This is a genomic window from Pseudarthrobacter sp. 05T312 (genome assembly GCF_056396685.1).
Map to the genome: position 1 here is coordinate 257,336 of NZ_JBFTLY010000003.1, position 23,626 is coordinate 280,961.

Genomic DNA, 23,626 nt, shown 5'->3' on the forward strand with positions numbered 1-23,626 from the left:
TCGTGCGTTGAAGCCTGGAACTATGCCAGGCGGGTGAGCCAGCCGTGGGTATCCGGCTCGGCGCCGGTCTGGATGCCCAGGAGCTTTCCGCGGATAGCCATGGTGACTTCGCCGGCTTTGGCGTCCTCGGACCCGATGAACTCGGTGGCGTCCTTCAGGACCCCGATGGGGGTGATCACGGCCGCGGTGCCGCAGGCGAAGACCTCGGTGATGTCCCCGGAGGCCACGCCGTCGCGCCATTCGTCCAGGGTGATCTTCCGCTCAGCCACCTCGCGGCCCATGTCCTTGGCCACCTGGATCACTGACATCCGGGTGACGCCTTCGAGGATGGTGCCGGTGAGGGCAGGCGTGGCCAGCGAGCCGTCCTTCATGACGAAGAACACATTCATGCCGCCCAGTTCCTCCACGGCGTTGTCGTTGGCCTGGTCCAGGAACAGCACCTGCTTGCAGCCGTTGGCCTCCGCCTCCTGCTGGGCGATCAGCGAGGCCGCGTAGTTGCCGCCGCACTTGGCATCGCCGGTGCCGCCGCGGCCGGCACGGGCGTACTGGCGCGAGATCCAGATGGACACCGGCTTGAGCTCGCCGCCGAAGTAGTTGCCGGCCGGCGAGGCGATCACCCGGAACGACACTTCACGGGCGGCCCGGACACCCAGGAAGGCCTCGGTGGCGATCATGAAGGGCCGCAGGTACAGGGCTTCGCCGTCACCGGCGGGCACCCATTCCTTGTCCACGGCCACCAGTTCCCGGATGGCGCCGAGGAAGTATTCGGCCGGCAGTTCAGGCAGGGCAAGCCGGCGGGCCGACTTGTTCAGGCGCGCAGCGTTGGCCTCGGGACGGAAGGTCCAGACGGAGCCGTCGGCGTGCCGGTAGGCCTTGAGTCCTTCGAAGATCTCCTGGCCGTAGTGGAACACGGCAGCCGAGGGATCAAGCACGATCGGACCGTACGGTTCGATCCGGGCGTCGTGCCAGCCGCCGTTGCCGTCCGCGTCCACGCTGTAGTCGACGATGGCGGTGTGGTCGGTGAAGTAGTTGCCGAATCCCGGGTTTGCCAGGATGGCTGCACGCTCCTCGGCAGACTTCGGGTTCTCCGAGGGCTGCCGGGTGAATTCGACGCCATGGGCGGTCTGAGTCATGGTTCCTCCACGATCGGCCGCCCGGGGTTCAGCGCTGAACGGGAAGGCGGCATTTGGTGATTCGAGTAAAGCTTACGCCCGATGCCGGCGGCCCCGGCGCGGGCTACAGGCCGGCGGCGATGGCGTCGCCCACGGCGCTGGTGCTGCGTGCTGTGCCGTCGCGCTTTTCGACGTCGGCAACCACTGCGGCTTCGATCCTGCGGGCGGCTTCGGTGTAGCCCAGGTGGTCCAGCAGGAGGGACGCGGAAAGGATGGCCGCGGTGGGGTCTGCCTTGCCCTGGCCGGCAATGTCCGGCGCGGACCCGTGGACCGGCTCAAACATGGACGGCGCGGTGCGGTCCATGTTGATGTTGCCGGAAGCTGCCAGGCCGATGCCGCCGGTAATGGCCGCGGCGAGGTCGGTAAGGATGTCGCCGAACAGGTTGTCGGTGACGATGACGTCGAAACGGGACGGGTCGGTGACCATGAAAATGGTGGCGGCGTCCACGTGCAGGTAGTCATGGGTGACTTCGGGGAATTCCTGGGCAACGGCTTCGACGGTGCGCTTCCACAGGTGCCCGGCATAGACCAGGACGTTGTGCTTGTGGACCAGCGTCACGTGCTTGCGCTCCCGCAGGCTGGCGCGGCGGAACGCGTCCCGGACCACGCGCTCCACGCCGTGGGCGGTGTTCAGTGACACTTCGGTGGCGACCTCATGCGGGGTTCCCGCCCGCAGCGTGCCGCCGTTGCCCACGTACGGGCCTTCGGTTCCTTCGCGGACCACGACGAAGTCGATGGTGCCGGGGTTGGCCAGCGGGCTGCCGACGGTTCCGTAGAGCCGGGAGGGCCGCAGGTTGACGTAGTGGTCCAGGCTGAAGCGGAGCTTAAGGAGCATCTCACGTTCGATGATGCCGGACGGGATGCGGGTGTCGCCGGGGGCGGCGCCCACAGCGCCGAACAGGATGGCATCACGTGTCCGCAGGTCTGCGAGGACCTCGTCCGGCAGGGTCTCGCCCGTGGCAAGCCAGTGCTCGGCACCGAGCTTGTAATGGGTCTGGTTGAGCTCCACGCCCTCTGCCGCCACAGCCTTTTCCAGGACTTTGACTGCCTCGGCAATGACTTCGGGGCCAATGCCGTCACCGGGGATTACTGCGAGGTTGATGGAGGATGCGCTCATGTTTTCAGGGTAGCCAAGATATCCATATGGTGGTCAAAACGTCTCAGCTTTTGGACACAAGCGCATCCGCGCATCAAGGGCGGGCGGCGGCGCTACTCCGCCGGTTCCTCGAACTTGGGGAAAACAGGAGTGGGAGCGGGCAGTGCGGTGGCCGGCACGATCGGCGTCGCGGTCGCGGCGAACTGCCGGGCGTCGCCCTCGGGCTGGCCGAGCGCGTCCAGGAGCTTGGCCGATGCGCCGGGCATGACAGGCTGGGCCAGGATGGCCACGATCCGCAGGACCTCGAGCGTCACGTAGAGCACGGTGTTCATGCGTTCGACGTCGGTCTTCCGCAGCACCCAGGGCGCCTGCTCGGCGAAGTAGGCGTTGGTGTGGTGCAGCACGCCCCAGATGGCCTCGAGGGCGCGGCTGAACTCCTGCTTTTCGAAGGCGGCGCGGGCGGTCTCCAGCAAACCGTTCGCCTGGGCGAGGATCGCGTTGTCTTCGGCCGTGAAGGCCCCGGGGGTGGGTACCGCGGCGTCACAGTTCTTCGCCACCATGGACAGGGAGCGCTGGGCCAGGTTGCCGAAGTTGTTCGCGAGGTCCGCGTTCATCCGGCCCACGATGGCCTCGTGGTTGTAGCTGCCGTCCGCGCCGAAGGGAACTTCGCGCAGGAAGAAGAACCGCACCTGGTCCAGGCCGTAGCGGGCCACGAAGTCCGCCGGCGCCACCACGTTGCCCAGGGACTTGGACATCTTGACCCCGTTGTTGTGCAGGAAGCCGTGGATCATCACGCGCTTGGGCAGATCCAGCCCGGCGCTCATCAGGAAGGCGGGCCAGTAGATGGCGTGGAACCGGGAGATGTCCTTGCCGATGATGTGGACGTCGGCGGGCCAGTACTTCCGGAACTTCTCCGAGTCCACGTCCGGGTAGCCGACGCCGGTGAGGTAGTTGGTCAGTGCGTCCACCCAGACGTACATGACGTGCTTGTCGTTGCCCGGGACGGGTACGCCCCAGTCGAAGGTGGTCCGGCTGATGGACAGGTCCTCCAGGCCGCGCTTGACGAAGCTGATGACCTCGTTGAACCGGTACTGCGGGGCACCGAACTCGGGGTGGGACTCATAGAGGGCCAGCAGCTTGTCCTGGTAGGCGGAGAGCCGGAAGAAGTAGCTCTCCTCCGCCGTCCACGTCACTTCGGTGTCCGTCTCTTTCGAGTAGCGCACGCCGTCGTCCTTCAGCACCGTCTCATCCTCGGCGTAGAAGGCCTCGTCCCGGACGGAGTACCAGCCCTCGTACTTGTCGAGGTAGATGTCGCCGTTGGCTTCCATCTTCTTCCAGATGGCCTGCGAGGCCGCGTAGTGGTCCTCGTCGGTGGTGCGGATGAAGCGGTCGTAGCTGATGCCCAGGGCGGAGTGCGCAGCCTTGTAGACCTCTGCGTTCCGGTCCACCAGTTCCTTGGGCGTGATGCCTTCCTTCTCCGCGGTTTGGGCAATCTTCATGCCGTGCTCGTCCGTGCCGGTCAGGAACATCACGTCATAGCCGTCCAGCCGCTTGAAGCGCGCCATGGCGTCGGTGGCAATGTACTCGTAGGCGTGCCCGATGTGCGGTACGCCGTTGGGGTAGGTGATGGCCGTGGTGATGTAGAACGGCGTTTTCTCTGGAGCAGTCACGGTGCGGACGGTTACCTTCGGTGCGGGGTGGGCGGACTAGATCAGTTCTGTCAGGGTATCGCTCAGGCGGACCAGTTCATGGTCGTGCGAGGCCACCAGGACGGCGATGCCGTCGGAGGTGGTGTCCTTCAGGATGCTGATGATGCGGTTGGCGGAGGCACGGTCCAGGGAGGCGGTGGGCTCGTCCACCACCAGGACCCTGGTGCCGAGGATCAGGGCACGGGCAATGGCCACGCGCTGCCGTTCACCGCCGGAGAGCTGGGCGGGACGGTGCCGCATGCGGCGGCCCAGGCCCACCAGGTCCAGCAGGTCCTTGGCCATGTCGCGGCGCTGGTCCACCTCGCCGTCGGGAACGGCGGGCAGGAGGACGTTTTCCAGTGCGCTCATGCCATCGATCAGGGCACCGCCCTGGTCGACGTAACCGATCAGGGCACGACGACGGTCGGCGATTTCATCGTCGCCCATGCTTTCGAGGGAATCGCCTTCCCAGAAGACGCGGCCAGACGTCGGCAGGGTAAGGCCCGCGCCGACGGTCAGGATGCTGGTCTTGCCGGAGCCGCTTCGGCCGGCAACGCAGTGCATCTCGCCGGCGTGCAGGGTCAGGTCGAAACCTTCCACCACGCTGACGGCCTCGGCGCCGCCCTTGCCGCCGCCGTAGCGGATGGTGATGTCGCGCATCTCCAGCGGGGTGGCGTGGTCAGCCGACTTGACGATGGTGTTGGCCCGGGTCTGCAGGGGGACCTCGTTGGAGCCGCTCCTGCGGCTGCGCTGGACGTTCGTCGGGTTTGTCATTGGACCACTTTCGTTGCAATCGGTATCCAGCAAATTACAGCCACCAGCCCGGCTGCGGCAGCCCAGATGGCTGCGTAGGGGGCCAGCAGCAGGCCGATGCCCAGGGCGCCCAGCACGCCCAGCGGCAGGGCCACGGTTCCCACCAGCGCGTTCTCGAACAACCGCACCTGGCGCAGCATGTCCGGGTTCCAGCCCATGGCCTGGAGGATGCCCAGGTATTGGCGCTTGGCGTTGAGCTCGAACCGGCCGGTCACCAGGGTCAGGACCAGCCCCACGGCGACGCCGGCAAGTGCCAGCAGGATGCTGGGGAGCGTCACGCTGGCGGCGGCCAGGCCGCTCAATGCGCTTGCACCGGCGGCGCGGGGAATGTCGATCAACAGGGCAATCAGGCCGCCGACTGCCGCGCCGAAGACACCAACGGCAACGGCGAGCGACAAGGTGTTGAACTTGTTGGTGCTCAGCTGCCGGTTGGCGAAGGTGAGCGGTGAATCGACGGGGATGAGGCGTTCGTCGTGCTGCGGTTCCTGGTCGATCACGTCGCGGTGGCGCAGCTGCCGGGCGGCGAACAGCGCTGCAGCGCAGTAGAGCACCAGGACGGCCGCGCACACCAGTGCGGTGGCCAGGCTCCAGCTCAGCAGGCTCAGCACGATGCCAGCAGCAGCGAGCAGCACGGCCCCGACGCCGAATTCCTCGAGCACCCAGCTTCGGATCCGGCGCTGGGTCCAGCCCATGGCCCGCAGGGTTCCGGCCTCGCTGCGGCGTTTGCGGATGTAGCTCACTGTCGAGGCACCGGTGAGGAGGGCCGCCCCGCACAGCGTCAGGAAAAGGAGTGTGATGTTGGTTCCGGAAAGCGCTCCTGCCACGGCCTCTGCGGCGTTCTGGCGGACCCAGGACTGCTTGACGGTGCCGAGTGCTGATTCCTTTCCGGCGCCGTCCTTGGAGTAGCCGGGAACGAAGATGCTGGTGTCCTCACGGGCGGAACCCGCCACCACGGTGGCGTCCAGGCCCATGTCCCGGATCTCGGCGGCGAGCTTCTCCACCTCGGGCTGGGCGTCCTTCCAGCTGCCCGGCGCCTTGGCGCGGACGCGGACGGCGTCGATGACGGCGGCGTTTTGCTTGTAGCCCCGCGCGGCGGCGAGTCCGTAGAAGTCCGTGATGGCACCGGCGGACTGGCTGGCCAGTCCCGTGGCGCTGAGCGACGGCTTCAGCTCCGCGGCCGGAACGTCCTTGCCGGAAGCGTCCTTGGCCAGGGTGAACGGCGTGGGGTCGTACCCACCCAGCGGCAGCTTGTTGACGTCGCCGGAGGCTGCCTCCACGGCGGCGGGGTCGAACGTACCGTAGACCATGGGCAGCGGCTGCGCAGACTGCTGCTGGCCGGTAGGCAGGTTGTCGCGGTAGGACCGTTCGTCAACCGGGTCACGCTGGGTCTGGTCGACCGGCGCGCCGTTGGACGCCTTGTCGGGAAGCCGGTTGACGGTGACCCAATCCCCGGGCACGGCCGTCTTGTCCACGGCACCATTGGAGGCGGTGTCGCCGTCCGTGTACTTGGGTGCGCCTGCGAAATTGGTGCTCCACTTGGCCGGGGTGTACAGGCCCGGGTTGAAGTTGCCGGTAGCGCCCAGCAGTGAGGAGTGGTCCGTCGAACCCGGCCAGGACAACACGAAGGGGTCCTTGGAAACGAACGGCAGGTAATCCTTGCCCAGGGATTTCGAGACGGTTCCGACGTCCTTGACGACCTTGCCGGCGTCGTCGATTTCTTCGATCTTGACGTTGTACTTCAGATCCAGCGACGTGCCGGAGCGCACGATCAGCGGTACCGCCTGCGAACCGGTGGTCAGCTGGCCGTTGCGCTTGGCCTGCTGGTACTGGGTCATCAGGGGCGCCCAGTACTTGAGCTTGACGCCCAGGAAGTCGGGTCCTTCCTTGAGCTGGTCCATGCTGATGCCGCTGGTGAAGAGACCTTCGAGGTAGCGGCCCACGGCGCCGGCGTCGCGGGCATCAGCCGGCGGCGCCTTCTCGAGCGGGGCCAGGAAGTCACCGGCGGAGCCGAGGAGTGCCCGTTCGGCGGCAGGGTCGACTGCCACGACGGATTCGGTGACCTCGGGGGCCATCGGGAGTGCCACGGAGAGGTTGAAGAGGTTGTGTTCGGAGCCGCCGGCGGGCGCGGGGAACTTAATGCCCGTCTCCCCTGCCGGCGCGGCGATGCGGATGCTGCTGCCGCCGGCAGCCTTCTCCTCCACGAGCTTCGCCTTGCCCAGGGTGCCCTCGGCCGTGGTCTTGAACAGGGTTTGTTCGGAGTTCCCGTCGGAGCTCACGGCGCTGGCGGTGAGGCGGTACTTCTTGGCAGCATCGGTCAGGACGGATTCCGCGGCCGGCCACTTGTCCGGGGCGGTGGCGCCGGCAGCCTGGTCCGCCGTGGCGGTGCCGGCCAGTCCGGCGTTGTAGCCCAGGTAATCCATGGCGTCGAGGCGGGGCGTCTCCAGGTTCTGGGTGACGCGCGAGACCAGGCTGATGGGGGCGGCCACGGACGTGCCGGACAGCTTCCGGATGGAGTCCAGCTGGTCGAAGCCGATGCCGCCCGCGCCGTTGGCGATTTCGGGCTGCAGAAGGGCGCCGGAGGGAGCCTTGGCCTGGACCAGGATGTCGTAGAGCCCCCTCGAGTTTTCATCGACCGTCCGGTTGAGCGCAGCCTGTGACTGGCTTTGGACGACGACCGACAAGCACATGGCTGCGATCAAGATGGCCGCGGTCAACAGCAGCACCCTGCTTCTGATGAACCTCTGGACGGCGTTCATGGAACTCCCTGAAACCTGGATTGCGTGCGCGCACTTCCGTCCCCCGGGCAGGCGTGGGCAATGACGGACGGATGTGCAAAAGGTATTGGCCGGCCTGCCGGCTACGGTCCTGAATAAGGACCCAGCCATTGTAAGCAGACCGGCCAATCATACGTGGATCCGCCGGGAGGTACCCCGTCGGAGGAGCGGCTACGGCGTTTCGGCCGGTGTGTCGCGTTAGTCTTCCAGGTCCACTTCCCGGACCATCTCGGCGCCGATGCCGGCCTTGATGGCGTCCAGTACCTGCTGCGGAACGGAGCTGTCGATGGTCAGCAGGGCGAGGACCTTGCCGCCCTCATCGGAGCGCGCAACCTGCATGCCGGCGATGTTGATGTTGTTCATGCCCAGGATGTGGCCGATGGTTCCGATCACGCCGGGGCGGTCGGTGTAGGCAACCACCACGAGGTGCTCGCTGATGGGGATTTCCACCTCGAACCCGTTGATGCCCACCAGCTTCTCGATCTGCTTGGGGCCGGTCAGGGTGCCGGCCACGGAGATCTGGCTGCCGTCGCTGAGGGCGCCGCGCAGGGTCAGGACGTTGCGGTAGGACTCGGTGTCGGGGGTGGTGATGAGGCGGACGTTGATGCCGCGCTGCTCGGCGATGACGGGCGCGTTGACGTACGAGACCTGCTCGGTCACGACGTCGGCGAAGATGCCCTTCAGCGCGGCGAGTTCAAGCACCTTGACGTCGAGCGAGGAGATTTCGCCGGCCACTTCGACGTCGAACTGGGTCAGGGAGGCGTGGGTCAGGGCGGTGAAGATGCGGCCCAGCTTCTCGATCAGCGGGATGCCCGGGCGGACGTCGGGGGCGATGACGCCACCGGCGACGTTGACGGCGTCCGGCACAAGCTCGCCCGCGAGGGCCAGGCGGACGGACTTGGCAACGGAGACGCCGGCTTTTTCCTGCGCTTCGTCCGTGGAGGCGCCCAGGTGGGGGGTGACCACGACGTTGTCGAGCTTGAAGAACGGCAGGTCCGTGCTTGGTTCCTTGGCGAAGACGTCCACGCCGGCGCCGGCGATTTCGCCGTCCTGCAGGGCCGTAAAGAGCGCTTCCTCGTCAACGAGGCCGCCACGGGCCACGTTGACCACGTAGGCGGTCGGCTTCATCTTCTTGAACGCGTCTGCGCCCAGCATGCCCACGGTCTCGGGGGTCTTGGGCATGTGGATGGTGATGAAGTCGGACTGCGCGAGGAGTTCGTCCAGGGTAACCAGCTGCACGCCGAGCTGTGCGGCGCGGGCGGAGGTGATGTAGGGATCGTAGGCAAGGATCTTGGTGTCGAAGCCCTTGAGGCGGGCTGCCACGAGGGCGCCGATGCGGCCCAGGCCGATGATGCCGATCTTCTTTTCGAACAGCTCGATGCCGGTGTACTTGGAGCGCTTCCACTCGCCGTCCTTAAGGGCGGCGCTGGCCTGCGGGATGTGGCGGGCCAGGCTGAGGATATGGCCCACGGTGAGTTCGGCGGCGGACACGATGTTGGACGTGGGGGCGTTGACCACCATCACGCCTGCCTGGGTGGCGGCCTTGATGTCCACGTTGTCCAGGCCGACGCCGGCGCGGGCGATGACCTTCAGGTTCTTTGCCGCGGCGATCGCTTCGGCGTCCACCTGGGTGGCGGAGCGGACCAGGATGGCGTCTACGTCGCTGATCGCCGAGAGCAGCTGGGAACGGTCTGCGCCGTCGGTCTGGCGGATTTCAAAGTCCGGGCCAAGGGCCTCGACGGTGGCGGGGGAAAGTTCTTCGGCGAGCAGTACTACGGGTTTTGACACGGCTGATCCTCTGCGTTGCAGTCCTGGGGATGGAAACAAGTCTAGGCGGACGGAAAGGCCGGGCTCACATTGTTAAGTGTGAACCCGGCCTCACCATTGGGGTAAAAACGGTGGCGCGGCAGCCTTAGCGGGCCGCGGAGCCTTCCACGTAGTCCACGTCCTGCTGCTGCCAGGAGAACAGGGAGCGCAGCTCGCGGCCAACGGCCTCGATGGGGTGCTGCTCGGCCTTGGCGCGCAGTTCCTTGAACTCGACGGCGCCGTTGTCCTGGTCCTCGATGAAGCGCTTTGCAAACGCACCGGACTGGATGTCGGCCAGGACGGCCTTCATGTTTTCCTTCACCTCGGGGGTGATGACGCGCGGGCCGGAGACGTAGTCGCCGTATTCTGCGGTGTCGGAGACGCTCCAGCGCTGCTTGGCGATGCCGCCTTCCCACATGAGGTCGACGATGAGCTTGAGCTCGTGCAGCACCTCGAAGTAGGCGATCTGCGGCTGGTAGCCGGCTTCGGTGAGGGTTTCGAAGCCGTACTGGACCAGCTGGGAAACACCGCCGCACAGAACGGCCTGCTCGCCGAACAGGTCCGTTTCGGTCTCTTCGGTGAAGGTGGTCTTGATGACGCCGGCGCGGGTGCCGCCGATGGCCTTGGCGTAGGACTTGGCCAGCTCCCAGGCGTTGCCGGACGCGTCCTGTTCCACGGCGATGATGTCCGGGATGCCACGGCCGGCTTCGAACTCGCGGCGCACGGTGTGGCCGGGAGCCTTCGGGGCGATCAGGATGACGTCGACGCCCTCCGGAGCCTGGATGTAGCCGAAGCGGATGTTGAAGCCGTGGGCGAAGGCGAGGGCCTTGCCGGGGCTCAGCTTGTCCTTGATGGAGTCGTTGTAGATGGCGCGCTGGTGCTGGTCCGGTGCCAGGATCATGATGACGTCGGCCCATTCGGCAGCGTCGGCAACGTTCTTGACCGTGAAGCCTGCGTCCTCGGCCTTGGCGGTCGACTTGGAGCCGTCCTTCAGCGCGATGACAACCTCGACGCCGGAATCGCGCAGGTTGAGCGCGTGGGCGTGGCCCTGGGAACCGTAGCCAACGATGGCAACTTTGCGGCCCTGGATGATCGACAGGTCGGCGTCATCGTCGTAGAACATTTCAGTCACTTGCGTAACTCCTCTTGAGTGGTTGTAGATAGTGGTCTTGCGGTGCTGCGGTTACGGGCGCGTGGTGCCGCCTGGAGGCGATGCCTAGGCGGAGCGGAGCGCCCGGTCACTCATGGAGCGGGATCCCCGTCCAACGGCCAGGGTGCCGGACTGCACAATTTCGCGGATGCCGAAGGGCTCCAGCACTGAGAGCAGGGCTGTGAGCTTTTCGGGGTGGCCGGTGGCCTCGATGACGACGGAGTCGGTGGACACGTCGACCACTGAGGCACGGAACAGGTCTGCGGCCTGGGTTACCTGCAGGCGTGTTGCGGCATCCGCACGTACCTTGACCAGGATGTGGTCGCGCTGTACGGAAGATTCGGGGGTGAGCTCAACGATCTTGATGACGTTCACCAGCTTGTTGAGCTGCTTGGTGACCTGTTCGATGAGGTCGCCGTCGGCGTCGACCACCACCGTCATGCGGGATACGCCCGGCACTTCGGTGGGGCCAACGGCCAGGGAGTTGATGTTGAAGGCGCGGCGGGCAAAGAGGCTGGCCACGCGGGTCAGGACGCCGGGCTTGTCCTCAACCAGGACGGAAAGTGTGTGGCGGGTCATGCTCAGTCTTCCTCTTCCCATTCCGGGGTCATGTTGCGGGCAACCTGGATCTGGTCGTTGCTCACGCCGGCGGGCACCATTGGCCACACCATGGAGTTGGGGCTCACCACGAAGTCGATGACCACGGAGCGGTCGTTGATTTCGAGGGCCTTCTGGATGGTGGCATCGATGTCTTCTTCGCGTTCAACACGGAACGACGCGCAGCCATAGGCCTCCCCCAGCTTGACGAAGTCCGGGATGCGGACCGTGTCGTGGCCGGTATTGAGGTCGGTGTTCGAGTAGCGGCCCTCGTAGAAGAGGGTTTGCCACTGCCGCACCATGCCCAGCGAGGAGTTGTTGATGACAGCCACCTTGATGGGGATCTTGTTGATGGCGCAGGTGGCCAGTTCCTGGTTGGTCATCTGGAAGCAGCCGTCGCCATCGATCGCCCAGACGACGCGGTCCGGGTTGCCTACCTTGGCGCCCATGGCTGCCGGGACGGCGTATCCCATGGTGCCGGCGCCGCCGGAGTTCAGCCAAGCGTGGGGGCGCTCGTACTTGATGAACTGGGCGGCCCACATCTGGTGCTGGCCCACGCCTGCCACATACACGCCGTCGGGGCCGGTCAGCTCACCGATCCGCTTGATGACCTTCTGCGGAGCGATCAGTCCGTCGTCCGGTTCCGTCCAGCCCAGCGGGTAGGTTTCCTTGAGGTTGTTCAGGAAGGCCCACCAGGTGGTGAGGTCCGGGGTTCCGGAAGCATCGAACTGGCCGCGCACGGCCTCGGTCAGCTCCGGGATGATCTCCTTGACGGAGCCAACGATGGGAACGTCGGCGGCGCGGTTCTTGGAAATCTCCGCAGGATCGATATCGGCGTGGATGACCTTGGCGTTGGGCGCGAAGGTCTTCAGCACGCCGGTGACGCGGTCATCGAAGCGGGCACCGAGCGTGATCAGCAGGTCGGACTGCTGCAGGGCAGTGACAGCGGAGACGGTGCCGTGCATGCCGGGCATGCCGACGTGCTGCGGGTGGGAGTCCGGGAACGCGCCCTTGGCCATGAGGGTGGTCACCACCGGCGCGCCGGTGGCTTCGGCGAGGGCGAGCAGCTCGGCCGAGGCGTGCGCCTTGACCACGCCGCCGCCCACGTACAGGACAGGCTTGGTGGACGCGGCAATGAGTTTGGCCGCTTCGCGGACCTGCTTGTTGTGCCCGCGGGTCACCGGCCGGTAGCCCGGCAGGTCGATTTTCGGCGGCCAGGAGAAGGTCATCTGGCCCACCTGGGCATCCTTGGCGACGTCCACCAGCACGGGGCCGGGACGGCCGGTGGAGGCCAGGTGGAAGGCCTCGGCCATGACGTGCGGGATGTCGTTGGGGTCCGTCACCAGGAAGGAGTGCTTGGTGATGGGCATCGTGATACCCACGATGTCGGCTTCCTGGAAGGCGTCGGTGCCGATCACGCCGCTGGAAACCTGGCCGGTGATGGCCACCAGGGGCACGGAGTCCATGTGGGCATCCATGATGGCGGTAACGAGGTTGGTGGCCCCGGGGCCCGAGGTGGCGATGCAGACGCCCACCCGCCCGGTGACCATGGCGTAGCCTTGCGCGGCGTGGCCGGCTCCCTGTTCGTGACGGACCAGCACGTGGTTCATGGTGGAGGCCATCAGGGGGTCGTAGGTGGGCAGGATCGCGCCACCAGGCAAACCGAAAATGTCGTCGACGCCGAGTTCTTCGAGCGAGCGGACGATTGCTTGCGAGCCGGTCATCACCGTCGGGGGTACGACGTTGTTCGGCCCAAGGACAGGAGAGACGGCAGCAAGGTCGGCGACGACGGCGGCATGGTCAGCCGTCCGGTCGGCGCGTTCCGGAGCCTTGGGGGCTCCAGCGGACTTGGTGGCCATCAGCGAGGGGCTGATGGGCGATCCTTTGCTCATCGGACTCTTCCTTGTGGATCTTCTGGTTCTGGAATTGCTTTGGAACGGTGGGAATAAAAAAACCCCTCGGCCTGGCGGCTTTGTGAGGGGTTTGCGCGTGACTGTTCGTTACCAGGGGCTAATGTGCCACGCGCTTGGTAAGGACGACGACAATGCCGGTAACGAAAGTCATGCGTTTAGTTTTCCCTCTTGGCCAGATGGGTGTCAACGAGCAACAACCCTATCTCACCATGTGGACTTCATTGTCCACCCTTTGATCCTATCCCAGTCCACCAAGCCCTAAAGCCTGCGCTGCCTCGACGATAGGGCCTAATAAGCGGGATCCCGAGGGCCCCACGGATGCGGCGGCCGCGCCGCATCCGTGGGGAAGGGATCACACGCCGGTCCAGGCGCCTTGGCTGGCGCTGTGCACAAGCTTGGCGTACTTGGCGAGCACGCCCTTGGTGTACCGGGCGGGCAGCGGCTCCCAGCCCACCTTGCGGGCCTCGAGTTCGGCGTCGTCAACCAGCAGGTCAAAGGTGCGCGCGGCGATGTCCACCCGGATCCTGTCGCCGTCCTGCACGAACGCGATGGGGCCGCCGTCGACCGCTTCCGGTGCCACGTGGCCAATGCACAGGCCGGTGGTGCCCCCGGAGAACCGCCCGTCGGTGAGGAGCAGGACGTCCTTGCCGAGTCCCGCGCCCTTGATGGCGCCGGTGATGGCGAGCATTTCGCGCATGCCGGGGCCACCCTTGGGACCTTCGTAGCGGATGACGACGACGTCGCCGGCCTTGATCTCCCCCTTGTCCAGGGCGTCCAAAGCGCCCTGCTCGCGCTCGAAGACTCTGGCGGTGCCCTCGAAGACGTCGGCGTCGAAGCCGGCACTTTTCACGACGGCTCCTTCCGGAGCCATCGAGCCGTGCAGGATGGTGATGCCGCCGGTCTTGTGGATCGGGTTGTCCAGGGCGCGCAGGATCTTGCCGTCGACGTCGGGCGGGTTGATCGCCGCAAGGTTCTCCGCCACGGTCTTGCCCGTGACGGTGAGGCAGTCCCCGTGCAGCAGGCCGGCGTCGAGCAGTGCTTTCATGATCACCGGCACGCCGCCGATCCGGTCGACGTCGGTCATGACGTAGCGGCCGAAGGGCTTGAGGTCGCCCAGGTGCGGGATCCTGTCGCCGATGCGGTTGAAGTCGTCCAGGGTCAGTTCCACCTCTGCCTCACGGGCAATGGCCAGCAGGTGCAGGACGGCGTTGGTGGAGCCGCCAAAGGCCATGGTGACGGCGATGGCGTTCTCGAAGGCCTCCCGGGTCATGATGTCCCGGGCCGTGATGCCCAGCCGCAGCAGGTTGACCACCGCTTCGCCGGACTTGCGGGCGAACTCGTCACGACGGCGGTCTGCCGAGGGCGGTGCAGCGGAGCCGGGGAGGGACATGCCCAGGGCCTCCCCGATGCAGGCCATGGTGTTGGCGGTGTACATTCCGCCGCAGGCGCCTTCGCCGGGGCAGATGGCCTTTTCGATGCGGGTGAGGTCCTCCATGCTCATCTTGCCGGCGGCGCAGGCACCCACCGCCTCGAAAGCGTCAATGAGGGTGACTTCCTTTTCCGAGCCGTCCTCCAGCTTGACCCAGCCGGGCATGATGGACCCGGCGTAGAGGAACACACTGGCAAGGTCCAGCCGGGCTGCTGCCATGAGCATGCCGGGCAGGGACTTGTCGCAGCCGGCCAGCAGGACGGAGCCGTCGATCCGCTCGGCCTGCATGACGGTCTCGACGGAGTCGGCGATGACTTCGCGGGAGACCAGGGAGAAGTGCATGCCCTCGTGGCCCATGGAGATCCCGTCAGACACCGAAATGGTGCCGAACTGCATCGGGAAGCCGCCGCCCGCATGGACACCCTCCTTGGCACCCTGGGCCAACCGGTTCAGGGAGAGGTTGCAGGGGGTGATTTCGTTCCAGGAACTGGCCACTCCCACCTGCGGTTTCACGAAGTCGTCATCACCCATCCCGACGGCCCGGAACATGCCGCGGGCGGGGGCCGCGTGGATGCCATCGGTGACGACGCGGCTGCGGGGCTTGATGTCCGGTTTGTTCCCGGCTGTGGTCTGGGCGTCAGTCATAGGGGAAAGTCTAGGACCCGACTGGTGGCTGGAACGACCCTCCGGCGCCCCGGGATTCGCAAAACTCCTGAAATTACCGCCAAATACTGGACAGGCATCCCCAGCAAGGGGTTTACAGCTGTCCCATGGCGCGCGGAAGCCTCCCCCGTCCCGTTTACAACGGGCCCTCCCCCACACGCCGGGGCATCTCTGGACAGCGGTGACCACCCCACGTAGCGTCGGGGAAAGGACACCCATCCACCTGCATCGAAGGGCCTGCCATGGACATTGTTTTCTGGATCATCCTGATTGTCGTCATCGTCGCCGTCGTCTGGTGGCTGCTTAGACGCAACAAATCCTCCAGCGCTCCAGGAGGTTCGGCAGCCGGCGCAAGGACTGACGGTACCCGTGCCGACGGAGCCCTGGAAGGGGGCAGCGCCGCAGCCTCGGCCGCTGCTGCGGGGACTACCGGCATCCCGACAGCGGCCGGGTTCGGGAGAGCCGCAGAACCGGCAACACCCGTTACGGCGGAAGAACCCGCGGAATCCTCCGCAGCCGCGGCTCCGGTTGCCGCCCCCAGGCAGGACGTGTCGTCCGGCGCGTCGGAGGCTTCCGGCGATGCCCACGCAGACGCCTCGGCCGGCACCGGTGCACCTGCTGACCGCCGGGAGGGGGACCAGCCCGCAGACCAGGCTGAATGGGAAACCCAGTGGTCCGAAGCCGGCCCCGGCGCATCCCGGTCCGGAACGTCACTTTCCGGTGCAGCGGCCGCTGACCAGGTAGAACCGTCGACGGCGGGCGCCGGCACCGAAGCGGTGTCCGGACAGGCAGCGGAAGGTGCCCGCCCCGTCCACCATGACGAGTACACGGCCGCACACGCCCCCACGCTTCCCGGCGCAGAAACGGCGGCCGTGGAGGCCGTGGACGACGCCGGCACGGCCTTGGGCGGCCAGGCGCCCCACCATGAGGCGGACGACCTTGCCCGGGGAACCCGGCACGAGCAGGCGGCGCAGGCACCTGCCGGCGGCCCCGGGAATGCCGGCGAGGCCGAAACCCTGGAACGGGCCCAGTCCTCTGCGCTGGTGGAAACCGGAGCGGACCACCACCAGCCATCCGGGCCGGCACAGGACTTCGCCCAGGAACAGGGCACAGCAGCCGCCGAGCCGGCCGGGCACCTGGCGGCCGATGAGCCATACGGAGAAGGGTCAGCCGCACCTGGCCCCGACGGAAGTGGGCCTGCGGACTACACGGTCAAGGGCGACGCCGCGGCAATGGTGTATTACGAAGAAGGACATCCGGACTATGAGCAGACCCGGGCGGAAGTCTGGTTCGAATCCGCCGCGCACGCGGAGGCCGCTGGCTTCCGCGCTCCACGGCGCAGACGGCTCTGACAGGGTGAAGGCCTGCCGCACAGCGGCGGGCCTTTCCTGTCTGTCCGCGTGCCTGGTGCTGGCCGGCTGCACGGGCGCGCCGGGGCCGTCCGCACCGGGCACGGGGCCTGAGACCGCCGCGAGTACCCCGGGAGCCGCCGTCGCCGGCCCTGCTCCCCCGTCCACGCAATCCGCCGCAACAACTCCTGCCCCCGCTGCACCCATGGTCCAGGAACGGCTGGAACTGCAGTTGGATACGCCCTGGGCGGCGGTGTTCCTTCCGGACGGCACCGCCGTCATTTCCGAGCGCGGGACCGCCCTCCTGAAGGCTGTCCGCGATGGCCGGGCCACGACCCTCGGGAAGGTGCCTGGCGTGGCGCCGGCAAGCGAGGGAGGACTGCTGGGGCTTGCGCTGTCGCCGCAGTTCGACGCCGACCACTACCTCTATGCCTACCTGACAACGCAGGATGACAACCGGGTGGTCCGGCTCACCGTCGACGCCGCCGCCGGCGGTTCCCTGTCACTGGGGCAACCCCAAACCGTGTTTTCCGGGATTCCAAAGGCCGGCACCCACAACGGGGGAAGGATCCGGTTCGGCCCGGACGGTTTCCTCTACGTGGGCACCGGAGATGCCCAGCGACGCGAGCAGGCCCAGGACCCCATGGCCCTTGGCGGCAAGATCCTCCGGCTCCGCGCGGACGGCAGCCCTGCGCCCGGCAACCCGTTCGGAAACGCGGTTTACAGCCTGGGCCACCGGAACGTCCAGGGCCTCACGTGGGACGAAGCGGGCAGGTTGTGGGCCAGCGAGTTCGGCCCGGACGTGGACGACGAGCTCAACCTGATCCTTCCGGGGGCCAACTACGGTTGGCCGGAAGTCACCGGAGCCCCGCACCGCGCCGGGTTCCAGGACGCGAAAGTCGTCTGGCCTTCCACGCGCGATTCCTCGCCCAGCGGCCTGGAGATAGCCGGCGGTATTGCCTACTTGGGTGCGCTCCGGGGCGAACGACTCTGGACCGTGCCACTCAAGGGAACTGAAGCCGGCAATCCTGTGGCCTATTTCACAGGAGAGTACGGCAGGATCCGGGACGTCATCCTGGCGCCCGGCGGGAGCTTGTGGCTGCTCACGAACGGCGAAAACCCTGATTTTGCGCTGGTTTTGCGGCCCCCGCGGTAAGCCAGGAACCTTCGGGAGGGCCGATTTCACTTGCACCGAAAGTTCGTGTAGAGTTTCATGTCGTTGCGGAGATCAACGGGAAAGAAAAAGCCCGGGGATGGAAGCAAAAAAGATGCACCTCTAGCTCAATTGGCAGAGCAATTGACTCTTAATCAATGGGTTCCGGGTTCAAGTCCCGGGGGGTGCACCACTGGGAAAATAGCCTCCGGTTTGTGGAAACACAGACCGGGGGCTGTTTTGTTTTACGCCCCCATCATCGATTGCTCCGTACCCGCCGTTTTCAGGGCTCAAAAGGACAACTACGGAGCAATCGATGGTCACGGCGGCGCGCGCGGGGGCACAAAAAAGCGCGGCACCGGCTTTCGGGAAGCCGGTGCCGCGCTTTTCTTACGCGGGCTGCCGCACGACTACTTGGCGGCGTTGTCCACCAGGGCGGCGGCGTTGCTGGGAGTGGTAGAGAACTGGCTGGCCAGTTCCCGGACTACTGCCTTGAGTTCCTGGCGTAGCAACTCAGGGTCAATCGAGGCGGACGCAAGGACGGAGCGTTCCATCTCCACAGCCTGGGCAACGGCCTCCTTGCCCTGCTCGGTCAGCGATACCACGTGGCTCCTGCGGTCCGAGGTGCTCCGCACCCGGGCGATGTGGCCGTGGGACTCAAGCCGGCTGAGGGTCTTGCCCATGGTCTGGGCCTGTACGCGGACGTACTGGGCAAGCTGGGCCTGGGTCATGGGCCCTTGCGCGGCAAGGACCTCGATGGCGATAACACCGGCATGGGTGAGGCCGATGGCGCCGAGTTTTTCGTTCCAGGAGTGCTCAACGAGTCGCGCAGCAGTGGACAGAAGGCGCCCTGTGGGCCAGTGATCCATATCAGGCATAGCAGCAAGTATAGCCAAATGCCGATTAGCACTCGCTCCACCTGCTTACTAGGCTGTTGTGTCCCGCCCGCAACAAGGAGAAAAACAATGGCTGAAAGACTCGTTACCGGCGACAAGGCCCCCGCTTTCACCCTGCAGGATTCCACCGGCCAGGACGTCAGCCTGGCTCCCCGCCCCGGCCGCTCCACCATCGTCTATTTCTACCCGGCGGCCTCCACCCCGGGCTGCACCAAGGAGGCCTGCGATTTCCGGGACAGCCTGTCTTCCCTGCAGGCCGCCGGCTACGACGTCCTGGGCGTCTCCCCCGACCCCGTCGAAAAACTGGCAAAGTTCGCCGCTAATGAGTCGTTGACCTTCCCGCTGCTCTCCGACGCCGACCACGCCGTGGCTGAGGCCTACGGCGCCTGGGGCGAAAAGAAGAACTACGGCAAGACCTACGAAGGCCTCATCCGCTCCACCGTTGTGGTGGACCCGGACGGCAACGTGGCGCTGGCCCAATACAACGTCCGGGCCACCGGCCACGTGGCAAAGCTCAGGAGGGACCTAAGCCTGGACGGCTGACCCGGCCGCGGCCTGCCGGGGGGACCTGCCCGGCGCAACGCTACAATGGACTCTGGCATCCGCCGTCGAACGCTTGGCGTTCAGGCCGGAAAGCCGCGCGCGAGTGGTGAAATTGGCAGACACGCAGGATTTAGGTTCCTGTGCCTTCGGGCGTGGGGGTTCAAGTCCCCCCTTGCGCACACTGGGAATCCCCCGGCTCCGGCCGGGGGATTCCTGCGTTAAGAACGGACGTTGGCTGCCTCCCTTTCCTGCCACGAATAGAAAAAATCCAAGGATCCACCCATCCGCCGCGGCCCACCCGGCGAATAGCCATTGAGACACCAGCCAAGGGCAGGTGCCCACCCCGAAGCAGGCTGCAGGCCACGGACACGCCGTCCGATGGCGGCAGGCCAACGATCCAAGGAGAACCCCAATGCAGACCTTCAAGCGCACCACTTTCACCGTCGCAGGCATTGCAGCGGCCGCTCTGCTCAGCCTCACCGCCTGCGGCGGATCCGGCAGCACCTCCGGGTCTTCGGCGTCCTCGGCGCCGATGTCATCCGCCCCCAGCTCCAGCATGGCGTCCCCGTCCAGCTCCAGCATGGCTTCCCCGTCCGCAGGCTCCTCGATGGGCGCCATGGACCCGGCCGCAAACCTGGTTGGCCCCGGCTGCGCCGCCTACGCCAAGCAGGTACCCACCGGCGCAGGCTCGGTGGAAGGAATGGCGCTGGATCCGGTGGCCGTCGCCGCTTCCAACAACCCCATCCTCACCACGCTCACCGCCGCGGTGTCCGGGAAGCTGAACCCCAAGGTGAACCTGGTCGACACGCTCAACGGCGGCGAATTCACCGTCTTCGCCCCGGTGGACGACGCCTTCAAGAAGATCGACCCGGCCACCATTGAAACCCTGAAGACTGACGATGCCCTGCTGAGCAAGATCCTCACCTACCACGTGGTTCCCGGCCAGATCACCCCTGATAAGATCGCCGGCACGCACGCCACGGTCGAGGGCGGCTCCGTCACGGTCACCGGCAGCGGCGACAACCTCAAGGTGGACAACGCCAACGTGATCTGCGGCGGCGTCAAGACCAAGAATGCAACCGTCTACCTGGTCGACTCGGTCCTCATGCCCAAGTGAGCCCCTCCAGGCCCCCCAACACAGGGCCGGGCCCGCCACTCAACCGGCGGGCCCGGCCCTGGCGCGTCACAGGCCTGCCTGGGGCCGGCCACGAGCACCGTCCCCTAGACTGGATTCCGGCCCGCATGCGGCGGAGCCGGCAGCATCCAGAGGTGATAAACGAGTGCCCAGCAGTACATCGCGGCGGACGGTCATCAAGGCCGGCGCCGTCCTCATGGCGCTGGGCGTAACGTCGTGCACCGGGCTGCCGTCCCCCTCCCCCTCCTCAGGCACGCCCAGTTCCCCGCCGGCGGAGCCCCAGGCCACCTTCAATTTCGGCACGGCGGCCCAGCCCCTGGGGCTGGACCCGGCACTGTCCAACGATGTGGAGTCCCAGCGCATCACCCGGCAGATCCTCGAAGGCCTGGTGGGGGTTGACCAGACCACCGGCAAGCCCACTCCGCTGCTGGCAACGGAATGGAACGAATCCAACGAGGGCCGCACCTACACCTTCAAGCTCCGCACCGGAGTCAAATTCCAGGACGGCACCCCCTTCAACGCCGACGCGGTCTGCAGCAACTTCAACCGTTGGTTTGCTTTCCCTGCCGAGCTGCGGAAGCAGGCACCGGGCAGTTCCTTCAAGGGCGTTTTCAAGGCACACTCCGACGAGCCCGGGCTGTCGATCTTTAAGAGCTGCACCGCGCTGGCCCCCGACACGGTCCAGATCGACCTCACCCAGCGCTTCACCGCGTTCCTGCAGGCGCTGACGCTGCCCGCCTTCGCCATCGCATCCCCCGCAGCCCTCGCCTCCGGCAAGGCGGACGTCCTGGACCAGAACCGGGGTGGCCAGGCGATGTCCGCCTTCGCCACGAATCCCGTGGGCACGGGCCCCTTCACCCTTGCTGCCTGGGGCACCGACAACGTCACCCTGGCCAGCAACCCGGCCTACTGGGGTGACCGCGGCCAGATCGCCACCATCAACTTCCTGGCCTACAACCACCCCCAGACCCGCCTCCAGGCACTGCTGGACGGCAAGATTGATGGCTACGACGCCGTGACCGTCGGTAACTTCGACCAGCTGGTCAAGCGCGGCAAGCAGATTGTGCAGCGCGACCCGTTCTCGGTGATGTACGTGGGGATGAACCAGGACGTCCCGATCCTCCAGAACCAGAAGGTCCGGCAGGCGGTGGAGCTGGCGATCGACAAGGAGACGTTGATCCGGAAGTTCTTCATCGACAACACCGCCAAGGCCACACAGTTTGTTCCGCCCAAGATCAGCGGATTCAACAACGACGCGCCGGAACTCGGGCACGATCCTGCCAAGGCAAAGGATTACCTGAAGGAGGCCGGCTACGCCGGCGAGGAACTCAAGTTCTATTACCCCCTCAACGTCACCCGCCCGTACCTGCCCACCCCCGAAAAGGTATACGCCGAACTCAGCCGGCAGCTCACCGCCGTCGGCTTCAACATCCGGCCAGTTCCCGTTGACTGGTCCGACGGCTACCTCCAGAAGGTCCAGTCTGCGGGCGACCATGCCCTCCACATCCTTGGCTGGAACGGCTCCTATTCGGACGCGGACAACTTCGTCGGGCCACTCTTCGGGGAGAAGAACGGCGAGTTCGGGTACCAGGATCCGCAGGTCTTCTCGAAGATCAACCGGGCACGCGGGCTTCCTGACGGGAAGGAGCGGGATGACCTTTATCACACCATCAACACCCAGATTGCCGCGACGGTGCCGGCTGTTCCCATCGCCTTCCCCATCTCCGCACTTGCCCTCTCGGACCGCGTGCTCAGCTACCCGGCGTCGCCTGTCTTAAATGAAGTTTTCACGAAGGTGCAGCTAAAGCCTTGACGGCCCGGGCCAATTTCAGTATGAGGGCCGGGCGGGGATATTCTGTGGGAGCCAGAGCCGCTGCAATCGGAGACTGATCGTGACCTTCATTTCCAAGACCCCACACGCCGACGTTGTCCTGATAGGCGGCGGCATCATGAGCGCCACGCTGGGGGCATTCCTCAAGCAGTTGGAGCCGAACTGGACCATCTCTCTGTTCGAGCGGCTGGACCAGCCTGGCCTGGAAAGCTCGGACCCGTGGAACAACGCAGGAACGGGCCACGCCGCCCTCTGCGAACTGAACTACTCCCCCGCAGCCAAGGACGGCTCCGTCAGTCCGAACAAGGCACTGCTCATCAACGAACAGTTCCAGCTGTCCCGCCAGTTCTGGTCCCACCTGGTGGACAACAACCTCATTGGGTCCCCCAAGGGCTTCATCAACACCGTGCCGCACATGAGCTTCGTGATCGGAGAGGATCACGCACGGTTCCTGAAGACCCGGTATGAGGCACTGAAGCCGCACACCCTGTTCCGCAGCATGGAATACTCCGAAGACCACGCCCAGATCGCCAAGTGGGCTCCGCTGATCGTCAAGGGCCGGGACCCCAAGCAGCGCATTGCTGCCACCCGCGCCGCCGAGGGCACCGACGTCGACTTTGGCGCCTTGACCCGCGAGCTGACCTCCTACCTGGGGAACAACGGCGTCGAGATCAACTACGGCCACGACGTCACGGGGATCTCCCGCGCATCCGACGGCGGCTGGGACCTGACGCTGAAGCACCCCCGGTCAGGGGAACATGGCAAGATCCACGCCAAGTTCGTCTTCGTGGGCGCCGGCGGCGGTGCCCTGCACCTGCTCCAGGCCTCCGGCATCCCGGAAAGCAAGGGCTATGGCGGATTCCCGGTTTCCGGCCAGTTCTTCCGCTGCACGGACGAAACCATCGCCGCCCAGCACAGCGCCAAGGTCTACGGCCAGGCCTCCGTGGGCGCACCTCCCATGTCGGTCCCGCACCTGGACACACGCTACGTCAACGGCAAGCGTTCGCTCCTGTTCGGCCCGTACGCCGGCTTCTCCACCAACTTCCTGAAGAACGGCTCGTACCTGGACCTGCCCCTGTCCATCCGCCCCGGCAACATCATTCCGATGCTCGCCGTCGCCAAGGACAACATGGACCTCACCGCGTACCTGGTCAAGGAAGTGGTCAAGCGCCACGACCAGAAGGTGGAGGCACTGCGGGAGTACTACCCGGAGGCAAAGGGCGGCGACTGGGAACTCATCACCGCCGGCCAGCGTGTACAGATCATCAAGAAAGACCCGCAAAAGGGCGGCATCCTCCAGTTCGGCACTGAAGTGATTGCCGGCCGCGACGGCTCCATCGGTGCGCTCCTGGGCGCTTCGCCGGGGGCGTCCACCGCTGTCCCCATCATGATCGAGCTGCTCCAGAAGACGTTCCCCAAGAACTTCAAGGGCTGGCAGTCCAAGCTCAAGGACATGATGCCCGGCTACGGGGTGAAGCTGGATGAGAGTCCGGACCTCGCCGCGGAGCTGGAACGGGCAACGGCCAAGTCCCTCCAGCTGGAGAGCGTTTCCGCCAGCCGCTGACCCTGCCGGGGCCAGCGGCTGGCACCCCCAGGGCTTGTACCAGTCACTTAGACC

At 66.1% G+C, this 23,626-nt stretch carries 17 protein-coding genes and 2 tRNA genes; 8 read left to right on the top strand and 11 right to left on the bottom strand.

Annotation, left to right across the window (positions count from 1 at the left end; translation table 11 throughout):
* Nucleotides 1–20: 20 nt before the first annotated feature.
* From AC1DIP_RS07205 to ilvD, 10 genes are all read right to left on the bottom strand, one after another.
* Nucleotides 21–1,133 (bottom strand): branched-chain amino acid aminotransferase, encoded by a 1,113-nt coding sequence (locus AC1DIP_RS07205; RefSeq protein WP_477733331.1) that lies wholly within the window; start codon nucleotides 1,131–1,133, stop codon nucleotides 21–23.
* A gap of 103 nt (nucleotides 1,134–1,236) precedes the next feature.
* Nucleotides 1,237–2,289, bottom strand: coding sequence for a 3-isopropylmalate dehydrogenase (locus AC1DIP_RS07210; RefSeq protein WP_477733332.1), 1,053 nt, complete (start codon nucleotides 2,287–2,289; stop codon nucleotides 1,237–1,239).
* A 92-nt stretch (nucleotides 2,290–2,381) separates the two neighbouring features.
* Nucleotides 2,382–3,938, bottom strand: a complete 1,557-nt coding sequence (metG, locus tag AC1DIP_RS07215; RefSeq protein ID WP_477733333.1) for a methionine--tRNA ligase — start codon at nucleotides 3,936–3,938, stop codon at nucleotides 2,382–2,384.
* A 36-nt stretch (nucleotides 3,939–3,974) separates the two neighbouring features.
* Nucleotides 3,975–4,730: an ABC transporter ATP-binding protein gene (locus AC1DIP_RS07220; protein WP_141160114.1), complete on the bottom strand. Its 756-nt coding sequence runs from the start codon at nucleotides 4,728–4,730 to the stop codon at nucleotides 3,975–3,977.
* Nucleotides 4,727–7,525 (bottom strand): ABC transporter permease, encoded by a 2,799-nt coding sequence (locus AC1DIP_RS07225; protein ID WP_477733334.1) that lies wholly within the window; start codon nucleotides 7,523–7,525, stop codon nucleotides 4,727–4,729. Before AC1DIP_RS07225 ends, AC1DIP_RS07220 begins: the two co-directional genes overlap by 4 nt.
* A gap of 216 nt (nucleotides 7,526–7,741) precedes the next feature.
* Nucleotides 7,742–9,331: a phosphoglycerate dehydrogenase gene (gene serA, locus AC1DIP_RS07230; RefSeq protein ID WP_141181795.1), complete on the bottom strand. Its 1,590-nt coding sequence runs from the start codon at nucleotides 9,329–9,331 to the stop codon at nucleotides 7,742–7,744.
* 124 nt (nucleotides 9,332–9,455) lie between these two features.
* Entirely contained in the window at nucleotides 9,456–10,481 is a 1,026-nt protein-coding gene (gene ilvC, locus AC1DIP_RS07235) for a ketol-acid reductoisomerase (protein WP_477733335.1), read from the bottom strand.
* Nucleotides 10,482–10,565: 84 nt separating this feature from the next.
* A complete protein-coding gene (gene ilvN / locus AC1DIP_RS07240) occupies nucleotides 10,566–11,078 on the bottom strand; it encodes an acetolactate synthase small subunit (protein WP_141160110.1) in 513 nt (170 codons plus the stop codon).
* A gap of 2 nt (nucleotides 11,079–11,080) precedes the next feature.
* Nucleotides 11,081–12,988 (bottom strand): acetolactate synthase large subunit, encoded by a 1,908-nt coding sequence (locus tag AC1DIP_RS07245; protein ID WP_477733336.1) that lies wholly within the window; start codon nucleotides 12,986–12,988, stop codon nucleotides 11,081–11,083.
* Nucleotides 12,989–13,361: 373 nt separating this feature from the next.
* Nucleotides 13,362–15,083 carry a dihydroxy-acid dehydratase gene (gene ilvD / locus AC1DIP_RS07250; protein ID WP_477733337.1) on the bottom strand — a complete coding sequence of 574 codons (1,722 nt, stop codon included), beginning with the start codon at nucleotides 15,081–15,083 and terminating at the stop codon, nucleotides 13,362–13,364.
* Nucleotides 15,084–15,343: 260 nt separating this feature from the next.
* Here ilvD and AC1DIP_RS07255 point away from each other — a divergent pair, with 260 nt between their 5' ends.
* From AC1DIP_RS07255 to AC1DIP_RS07265, 3 genes are all read left to right on the top strand, one after another.
* On the top strand, nucleotides 15,344–16,453 hold the full coding sequence (locus AC1DIP_RS07255) for a sunset domain-containing protein (protein ID WP_477733338.1): 1,110 nt from the start codon (nucleotides 15,344–15,346) through the stop codon (nucleotides 16,451–16,453).
* 202 nt (nucleotides 16,454–16,655) lie between these two features.
* On the top strand, nucleotides 16,656–17,606 hold the full coding sequence (locus AC1DIP_RS07260) for a PQQ-dependent sugar dehydrogenase (RefSeq protein WP_477733339.1): 951 nt from the start codon (nucleotides 16,656–16,658) through the stop codon (nucleotides 17,604–17,606).
* Between the two features lie 114 nt (nucleotides 17,607–17,720).
* Nucleotides 17,721–17,796: transfer RNA gene (locus tag AC1DIP_RS07265), tRNA-Lys, on the top strand.
* A 217-nt stretch (nucleotides 17,797–18,013) separates the two neighbouring features.
* Here AC1DIP_RS07265 and AC1DIP_RS07270 read toward each other — a convergent pair.
* Nucleotides 18,014–18,472, bottom strand: a complete 459-nt coding sequence (locus AC1DIP_RS07270) for a MarR family winged helix-turn-helix transcriptional regulator (RefSeq protein WP_477733387.1) — start codon at nucleotides 18,470–18,472, stop codon at nucleotides 18,014–18,016.
* Between the two features lie 96 nt (nucleotides 18,473–18,568).
* On the opposite strand from AC1DIP_RS07270, the gene bcp reads away from it, so the two are divergent.
* The 5 genes from bcp to AC1DIP_RS07295 all read left to right on the top strand — a co-directional run bounded on the left by bcp (nucleotide 18,569) and on the right by AC1DIP_RS07295 (nucleotide 23,572).
* Entirely contained in the window at nucleotides 18,569–19,042 is a 474-nt protein-coding gene (gene bcp / locus AC1DIP_RS07275) for a thioredoxin-dependent thiol peroxidase (protein ID WP_477733340.1), read from the top strand.
* A gap of 97 nt (nucleotides 19,043–19,139) precedes the next feature.
* A tRNA-Leu gene (locus AC1DIP_RS07280) sits at nucleotides 19,140–19,221 on the top strand.
* A gap of 233 nt (nucleotides 19,222–19,454) precedes the next feature.
* Nucleotides 19,455–20,159 carry a fasciclin domain-containing protein gene (locus AC1DIP_RS07285; protein ID WP_477733341.1) on the top strand — a complete coding sequence of 235 codons (705 nt, stop codon included), beginning with the start codon at nucleotides 19,455–19,457 and terminating at the stop codon, nucleotides 20,157–20,159.
* Nucleotides 20,160–20,322: 163 nt separating this feature from the next.
* The gene (locus tag AC1DIP_RS07290) at nucleotides 20,323–21,990 is read left to right on the top strand and encodes an ABC transporter substrate-binding protein (RefSeq protein WP_477733342.1); all 1,668 of its coding nucleotides are present in this window, start codon (nucleotides 20,323–20,325) and stop codon (nucleotides 21,988–21,990) included.
* A gap of 79 nt (nucleotides 21,991–22,069) precedes the next feature.
* Entirely contained in the window at nucleotides 22,070–23,572 is a 1,503-nt protein-coding gene (locus AC1DIP_RS07295; RefSeq protein WP_477733343.1) for a malate:quinone oxidoreductase, read from the top strand.
* Nucleotides 23,573–23,626: the final 54 nt, after the last annotated feature.

What these genes read in the sequence shown, in the direction of transcription:
- AC1DIP_RS07220 (WP_141160114.1), bottom strand. Translation starts at nt 4,730, where the DNA reads ATGACAAACCCGACGAACGTCCAGCGCAGCCGCAGGAGCGGCTCCAAC.
- AC1DIP_RS07245 (WP_477733336.1), bottom strand. Translation starts at nt 12,988, where the DNA reads ATGAGCAAAGGATCGCCCATCAGCCCCTCGCTGATGGCCACCAAGTCC.
- AC1DIP_RS07270 (WP_477733387.1), bottom strand. Translation starts at nt 18,472, where the DNA reads ATGGATCACTGGCCCACAGGGCGCCTTCTGTCCACTGCTGCGCGACTC.
- AC1DIP_RS07205 (WP_477733331.1), bottom strand. Translation starts at nt 1,133, where the DNA reads ATGACTCAGACCGCCCATGGCGTCGAATTCACCCGGCAGCCCTCGGAG.
- AC1DIP_RS07260 (WP_477733339.1), top strand. Translation starts at nt 16,656, where the DNA reads ATGGTCCAGGAACGGCTGGAACTGCAGTTGGATACGCCCTGGGCGGCG.
- ilvD (WP_477733337.1), bottom strand. Translation starts at nt 15,083, where the DNA reads ATGACTGACGCCCAGACCACAGCCGGGAACAAACCGGACATCAAGCCC.
- ilvN (WP_141160110.1), bottom strand. Translation starts at nt 11,078, where the DNA reads ATGACCCGCCACACACTTTCCGTCCTGGTTGAGGACAAGCCCGGCGTC.
- AC1DIP_RS07285 (WP_477733341.1), top strand. Translation starts at nt 19,455, where the DNA reads ATGCAGACCTTCAAGCGCACCACTTTCACCGTCGCAGGCATTGCAGCG.
- AC1DIP_RS07225 (WP_477733334.1), bottom strand. Translation starts at nt 7,525, where the DNA reads ATGAACGCCGTCCAGAGGTTCATCAGAAGCAGGGTGCTGCTGTTGACC.
- bcp (WP_477733340.1), top strand. Translation starts at nt 18,569, where the DNA reads ATGGCTGAAAGACTCGTTACCGGCGACAAGGCCCCCGCTTTCACCCTG.
- AC1DIP_RS07255 (WP_477733338.1), top strand. Translation starts at nt 15,344, where the DNA reads ATGGACATTGTTTTCTGGATCATCCTGATTGTCGTCATCGTCGCCGTC.
- AC1DIP_RS07210 (WP_477733332.1), bottom strand. Translation starts at nt 2,289, where the DNA reads ATGAGCGCATCCTCCATCAACCTCGCAGTAATCCCCGGTGACGGCATT.